The sequence below is a fragment of the Thermoanaerobaculia bacterium genome, assembly GCA_018057705.1.
In the GTDB taxonomy this organism is placed as follows: domain Bacteria; phylum Acidobacteriota; class Thermoanaerobaculia; order Multivoradales; family JAGPDF01; genus JAGPDF01.
In genome coordinates this window covers 1-5,613 of the sequence record JAGPDF010000147.1, presented here as the reverse complement: position 1 = coordinate 5,613, position 5,613 = coordinate 1, and the positions used below count along the sequence as shown (strand labels likewise).

Below are 5,613 nucleotides of genomic sequence, written 5' to 3'. Positions count from 1 at the left end.
AGGTCCAGGCGAGCGACCTGCGCCGCTCCTGGGCGGTCGTCTTCGGCGCCGACACCCTGCTGGGTCCGGTCTACGTCGGACACGGACGCAGCGACGACGGCAGTGACTCGTTCTACCTCTACCTCGGTCGCACGTTCTGAGCGGCGAGCCGCGACCGCGCCGGACTCAGGGCCAGCTCGCTGCGTCGCCGCTCTCGAAGTCGTCGCACAGCACGACGGAGGGTGTGACGCTCCAGAGCTCCTCGCCGTGTGCGGCGTCGGCGGCAGAGAGCACGAGCTGCCCGGCGAAGGGCACGACCCGCTCGCTGCGGACTTCCGCCCCGCTCGCCGTGAAGGCGTTCGTCGGAGCCAGGGCGCCGCTGCCGCAATAGCGATGGAGCTCGCGAACGTTGCTTCCCGGCGCACTCTCGCCGAGGAAGGCGATCGCGCCGCCCCCGTCGATGAGGCCTGTCTCGTCGCCGACGAGAACGCCCGAAGCCGCGCGTTCGAAGGTGTCCCCGACGAGGCGCCAGAGCTCCGGGTCGTCGACGCCCGCGGTCGCGTCCTCGCCGGTCAGCATGAGCCGGCCGCGCGCCACCCCGGGAGAACCCCACGGCCGGAAGGTCGTCGAGACCCGGGTCGGCGCGACGAGGCCGTCGTAGCGCCAGATCCGGTCGAAGAAGTCGGCGTCGCCGGCCGCGAAGTAGAGCTCGTCGGCCATCGGCGTGAGGTCGTAAGGAGCGTTGAAGAATTCGCCGGGGTCGGAAAGCACCTCGGCGGGAGGATTCGTTCCATCGTAGAGCCAGAGCCGCACCTGGCCGTCGGTCAACGCTGTGAAAACGAGCTTCGTTCCCCAAGCCGTCAGGAGATTGGGGAAGGAGCCGTCCACGCCGGGCGCGAGGTCGAAAAGCTCTGCCGGACCCGCCCCGTCCCAGCAGAAGAGCTCGAAGCCGTTCGCCGCGCTGTTAGCGCCGAAGCAAAGTCGGCTGCCGACCACCGCGAAGCGTTGGGAGTTGCCGTGCCCCCCCGGGAAGACGTCGACCGCCAGCTCGATGGTGGGTCCGGCCGGGTCGTAAGACCAGACCTCGCGATTGCTGCTGACGCCTCCCTGGAAATAGAGCTTGCCGTTCCAGGCCACCAGATCGATCGGCTTCTGAGCGACGGTGCCGGGCACCTCGGTGGGCGGATTCACGCCATCGTACCGGTACAGGGCCCGAGTTCCAGCGACGGGGCGGCCGACGAAGTAGAGAGCATCGCCCAGCACGGCAGCATCCAGTCCGTTGAGCCCGTCGCCCTCCCCGGCGGCCACGTCGGTGAGCCGGAGGGCGGTATCGGCGAGGAGCGCCGGCGCACCGAGCAGGCCGAGCAGGAGAAGCCGTGTGAAACGACGACGATGCGACATGGAAGCCTCCAGGAAGAGAGCGCAAGGTTTACGGTCCTTCTCTGAACAGACCGACAACGGTCCTGGGATCGGGACAGAAGGGACCCGGCCCGCGGGCCGGCTCTTGGTGCGGCGCGCCGACACCCGTAAGCTCGGCGGCCTCCGCCTCCGCGCGGCTCGCCGATGACCTCTCGCCCCCCCGCCCTCGCGCCCGCCCAGAGCTCGGTTCCACACCGGCTCGACGCCGGGCTCTGGTTCGCATTCTGCCTTCTGGCCCTCTTTGCCATCCCGATCGGATTCGTCTCGAACGACGGCCTGGGGCACAGCCGCTCGTTCGCCAGCGGCGAGTGGCCGCTCAACCCGAACCACCTGCTCTTCGAGCCGCTCGGCGCCGGCTGGCAGAGCCTGTGGGCGCGGCTCGCGCCGGGCCGCGCCGGAGTCGACGCCTTGAAGCTCCTGTCGGCACTCGCCGGAGCCGCTGCGGTCGCGCTCTTCCGGCTCCGGGTCGTGCCCCTCGTGCCCCTCCTGGTGGAGAAAGGCGGACGAAGCGGGCGAATCGAGCAACTGGAGCCGGACGGGAGCCGCTGGCGCGCGAACTACGCCACGGCCTGGGTCGGCCTGTCGTCGGCCTTTCTCCGGCTCTGGGTCTCCGACGAGATCCACATGATCCAGATGCCGTTCGTCATCGGGCTCGCTGGCGAAGCGCTGCGGCTGCTCGCGGTTCCCTCCTGGCGCGGCGGGTTGCGCGCCGGCGTCGCGGCGGGACTCGCGACGCTGGCGTTCATCTCGAATGCGCTGCTCGCCGTGAGCCTGGCTCTCTCGATTGTCCTCTTCCGACCCGCTGCGGGCGGGCGACGACCGGCGCACCTCGCGGTCGCCGGGCTCGCGGTGGCTGCACTCCTGGTCACGCTTCCGGTCTTCCTCTTCGCAGCCGGGCGAGCGGTCGGGGAGCGCGGGGCGGTGGCGGGCACCGGCGGAACTCTCGCCTGGCTGAGCCACGGCCGTCTGGGTGGCGACGGAGCGCTGGCGCGTGGCGAGTCGGGTTACGGGCTCGAGCTCGGGCCGCGCGGGCTCGGCGAGGCGCTCCTGCGCGCCGGCTACGGCGCGGCGAGCGCCCTCGTCGACCTGCAGCCGCTCGCGGCGGCGGTGCGCGACCGGGAGAGGCCGACATGGGCGGCGATTCTCGGCGGGCTCGCCTGCCTTGCGGGGGCTGCCGTGATGCTTCGCGGGGTGGTCTGCTGCCTCGAGGCGAGGTCGTCGTCGCCGCTGCGGCGAGTCGGGCTCCTGGCGTTCGTCTGGGGACTGCCGATACTCGGCTTCGGCGTCCTGTGGAACAACTCCGACGATCAGTTCTACTTTCAGCTCGCGCCGATCTTCGGACTGCTTGCGGCAATCTCCGTCCCGTCCACTTCGCGGAGGAAACTCTGGCTCCTGCTGGGCCTCGGCGCGCTCTTCTTCAACCTCGCTGACGTCACCGCGCGGCGCATCCTCTACCCGCGGGCGGAACGCATCGCCGAGCTCTCTGCGGCGACCGACGGCGCCTGTCTCGTCGTGGTGCCGGGATTCGACGAGGCGGAGCTCGTTCTCCGCCTCGCTCCGCAGGCGGCCGCACCCCCCCGGCTGTCGATCGTCGACCTCGCCACGCGGTGGCCACCCGAGGAGGGACTGGCGCAGCTCGAACGACGCATCTCCGACTGCATTCTCGGCGGACGCAGCGGGCAGAGGGGCCACGCTGCCGGTCGCGTCGTCTTCGTCGACCTCTTCGATACGCCGCCGGCGAGGAACCCGTGGAAATACCTGCGGCGCCTGGGCTATTCGCACGGCGAGGTGCTCTCCCGTCTCGAGCCCGTCGCTCGGGCGTCGCCGACCGTGCGCACCGGTCCGTTCCTCCTCCGCTCGATCCCCTGAACGGGGCGGCAGCCAAAAGCGGCGAAGTGCAGCGCGTCTCAGTTCCAGCCTGCTGTGTCGCCGGTCTCGAAGTCGTCGCACAGCAGGAAGGAGGGTGTCACGCTCCAAAGCTCCTCGCCGTGCGCGGCATCGCTGGCGGTAAGGAGGAGCTTGCCGGCGAAGGCAACGACGTGTTCGCTGGCGACCGCTGCTCCGCTCGTTTCGAAGGCGTCGGTCGGAGCGAGGGAGCCGCGGCCGCAGTAGCGGAACAGGTGGAGATCGCCGCTCGCAGGGACGCTCTCTCCGATGAAGGCGACGGCGCCGCCGGCATCGACGAGATTCATCTCGGCACCGACGGTGATTCCTGGGCTGGCGCGCCGAAGCTCGCCGGCGACGAGGCGGAAGAGCTCCGGTTCTTCGACGCCCGCATCGGGAGCTTCGGCGCTCACGAAGAGCACGCCGCGTGGCGCCCCCGGGACTCCCCAGGGAGAAACGGTCGGCGATACGCGGCTCGGGGGAGCGACGCCGTCGTAGCGCCAGAGCCGCGAGGTGAACCCCTCGTCGCTGGCGGTGAAGTAGAGGTCGCCGTCGATCGACGCGAAGCCGAACGGCCAGTCGAACGATTCGCCGGGCGAGGGGACGACCTGCGCCGGGGAGTTCGTCCCGTCGCAGAGCCACAGCTGCTGCTCGCCGCCGATCTGCGCGCCGAAGACCAGCCGCGTGCCCCAGGCGAAGAGCTGGTCAGGGAACGAACTGTCCGTGCCAGGGACGAGGTCGAAGAGCTCGACGGGAGTCGTGCCGTCCCAGCAGAAGAGCTCGAATCCGTTCGCGGTACTGAAAGCGCCGAAACAGAGCCGGTCGCCGAGGACCGCGAAGCGCTGCGGCAGGCCGTTGCCTCCCGCCCGCACGTCCAGGGCCAGGCTGGGAGCCCCTCCGGCCGGATCGTACGACCAGAGCTCGCGGTCGGAGACGCCGCCCTGGAAGTAGAGCTTGCCGTTCCAGGCGACGAGCTCGACCGGATTCGGCGCGGCGCTGTCGGGCACCAGCGTGGGTGGATTCACTCCGTCGTAGCGGTAGAGGGCGCGACTCGCCGCTCCGGCGCGGCCGACGAAGAAGAGCTCGCCGCCGACCACCGCGGCGTCGAGGCCGTCGAGGCCGTCCTCCGCTGCGGCGCCGAGCTCGGTGAGCCGGAGCGCGGTATCGGCGCCCAACGCACCGGTCCAGAGCGAGCTCAGAAGGAAGAGTGGAGCGAAGCGGGATAGGTCGCGCATGAGGTCCTCCCGGAACGGGCAAGGTGCTGTCAACGAGAGTCCGACAACCGACGGAGGATGGGGACACCGGCGGGTCCGGCCCGTTCCGAGACCGGCGACCGGTCCCCGCAGGGCGTCCCGGGGCCTAGCCGAGCGGGTGGGATGGGATGCTCCACCTCCTGCTACAGTCGGCCCGGAAGTGGGGAGCGGGCTTGTGTCCCGCGCCGCACAGAATCACGACCGGATTCTGCAGCCAGGGAGGCCTGAAAAATGCGCAAGTACATGCCGTTCGTCCTCGCCGCGCTCGTCATTCTCGCTGGATCGACCTTCATCGCCGGCGCCTCGACGCCTCCGGAGAAGGTCACGATCGACGACTGCGTCACCAAGAAGTCGGCGGTCGAGTTCCCGCACGCCGCCCACGTCAAGGCGGTCGCCGAGTGCAAGACCTGCCACCACACCCAGCCGACCCTCACCGCGGCCTCCACCGACAAGGTCGAGACCTGCGGCAGTTGCCACACCGCCCCGGAGAAGGCCGAGACGCCGAAGTGCAGCGAGATGTCGGCGACCAAGAATCCGTTCCATATCTCGTGCGTCAAGTGCCACAAGGAAGAGCTGGCCAAGAAGGCCGACACCAAGGCGCCGACCAAGTGCGACCAGTGTCACCCGAAGGCCTGAGCCGCTGAATCTCTTGCAGGACCCCGCGCACGCCGGCACCGGCCTCCGGTGTCGTGCGCGCGACGGGAGCTGGTTCTCTCTCAGCGCCCCCGGAAAGCAGCCCCCCCCTCCGTGCCCGACCGCACCCGAACCCAACCGCAGGAAGGCTGCACCCCGCGGGTTCCATGAAGCGGAACGGGCCTCGACGGACGGGGCCCGGATGCACAGGAGATCCCGCTCATGAACCACCAGCCGAACCGCATTCTCCCCGCACTGCTTCTCGCCGCGCTGCCGTTCGCCCCGCTTTTCGCCGCCGGGGGAGCGCATGGCGGGCCGTTCGCCGGACACGGCGGTGGCGACGGGCCGTACTTCGACGACGAACGCATGGAGCGCCGCGCCGAGCACCAGGCGGAGCGCCTGACTCGCGCTCTCGACCTCACGTCCGAGCAGCAGGCCACCTTGG

Annotated in this window: 5 protein-coding genes; 3 read left to right on the top strand and 2 right to left on the bottom strand. The window is 70.3% G+C overall.

What is annotated here, in order from left to right:
• Positions 1–165: 165 nt before the first annotated feature.
• Positions 166–1,380, bottom strand: coding sequence for a hypothetical protein (locus KBI44_21285; protein ID MBP9147019.1), 1,215 nt, complete (start codon positions 1,378–1,380; stop codon positions 166–168).
• Between the two features lie 162 nt (positions 1,381–1,542).
• Between KBI44_21285 and KBI44_21280 the strand changes: the two genes are divergently transcribed.
• Positions 1,543–3,267: a hypothetical protein gene (locus KBI44_21280; GenBank protein MBP9147018.1), complete on the top strand. Its 1,725-nt coding sequence runs from the start codon at positions 1,543–1,545 to the stop codon at positions 3,265–3,267.
• A gap of 38 nt (positions 3,268–3,305) precedes the next feature.
• Here KBI44_21280 and KBI44_21275 read toward each other — a convergent pair whose 3' ends face one another.
• Complete coding sequence (locus KBI44_21275; protein ID MBP9147017.1) at positions 3,306–4,517, bottom strand: hypothetical protein; 1,212 nt, start codon at positions 4,515–4,517, stop codon at positions 3,306–3,308.
• A gap of 249 nt (positions 4,518–4,766) precedes the next feature.
• Between KBI44_21275 and KBI44_21270 the strand changes: the two genes are divergently transcribed.
• Together KBI44_21270 and KBI44_21265 are read left to right on the top strand one after the other, a co-directional pair.
• A complete protein-coding gene (locus KBI44_21270; protein MBP9147016.1) occupies positions 4,767–5,171 on the top strand; it encodes a cytochrome c3 family protein in 405 nt (134 codons plus the stop codon).
• Between the two features lie 219 nt (positions 5,172–5,390).
• Positions 5,391–5,613, top strand: a 223-nt coding sequence (locus KBI44_21265; GenBank protein ID MBP9147015.1) for a hypothetical protein, incomplete at its 3' end; no start/stop codon positions are given.

Bases quoted from the DNA above. Each gene is read 5' to 3' on its own strand.
- KBI44_21280 (MBP9147018.1), top strand. From the start codon at position 1,543: ATGACCTCTCGCCCCCCCGCCCTCGCGCCCGCCCAGAGCTCGGTTCCA.
- KBI44_21275 (MBP9147017.1), bottom strand. From the start codon at position 4,517: ATGCGCGACCTATCCCGCTTCGCTCCACTCTTCCTTCTGAGCTCGCTC.
- KBI44_21285 (MBP9147019.1), bottom strand. From the start codon at position 1,380: ATGTCGCATCGTCGTCGTTTCACACGGCTTCTCCTGCTCGGCCTGCTC.
- KBI44_21270 (MBP9147016.1), top strand. From the start codon at position 4,767: ATGCGCAAGTACATGCCGTTCGTCCTCGCCGCGCTCGTCATTCTCGCT.